The 731-nt window shown below is 66.8% G+C and carries 1 protein-coding gene; it reads left to right on the top strand.

Features of this window, described 5'->3' with window-relative positions:
* The coding region (locus DVH02_RS34550) for a beta-ketoacyl synthase N-terminal-like domain-containing protein (protein ID WP_147286222.1) at positions 1–731 on the top strand (731 nt) is incomplete at both ends.

Below are 731 nucleotides of genomic sequence, written 5' to 3'. Positions count from 1 at the left end.
AGGGCGGTTTCCTGACCGATGTGGGCGGTTTCGACGCGGAGTTCTTCGGAGTATCGCCGCGTGAGGCTTTGGTGATGGATCCGCAGCAGCGGTTGTTGTTGGAGACGTCGTGGGAGGCGGTGGAGCGGGCGGGGATGGATCCGCGTTCGCTGCGGGGTAGTCGTACGGGTGTGTTCGCGGGGATGAATGGTCAGGATTATCCGGCGTTGTTGGGTGTGTCGGAGGGTGACTTCGGGGGGTATGTGGGGACGGGGAACGCGGCGAGTGTGGCGTCGGGTCGGGTGTCGTATGTGCTGGGGTTGGAGGGTCCGGCGGTGACGGTGGATACGGCGTGTTCGTCGTCGTTGGTGGCGTTGCATTTGGCGGTGCAGTCGTTGCGTGCGGGTGAGTGTGATGTGGCGTTGGCCGGTGGTGTGACGGTGATGTCGACGCCGGGTGCTTTTGTGGAGTTCGGTCGTCAGGGTGGTCTGGCGGCTGATGGGCGGTGCAAGGCGTTCGGTGAGGGTGCGGATGGTACGGGGTGGGGTGAGGGGGTGGGTGTGTTGTTGGTGGAGCGGTTGTCGGACGCGCGGCGTCTGGGGCATCCGGTGCTGGCGGTGGTCGCGGGTTCGGCGGTGAACCAGGACGGCGCGTCGAACGGTCTCACCGCGCCGAACGGCCCCGCACAGCAGCGGGTGATCCGTGAGGCCCTGGAAGCGGCGGGCCTGTCACCGGCTGATGTGGACGCGGTG

The sequence above is a fragment of the Streptomyces corynorhini genome (genome assembly GCF_003346515.1).
In the GTDB taxonomy this organism is placed as follows: domain Bacteria; phylum Actinomycetota; class Actinomycetes; order Streptomycetales; family Streptomycetaceae; genus Streptomyces; species Streptomyces corynorhini.
This window is presented reverse-complemented; position numbering and strand designations above follow the sequence as displayed.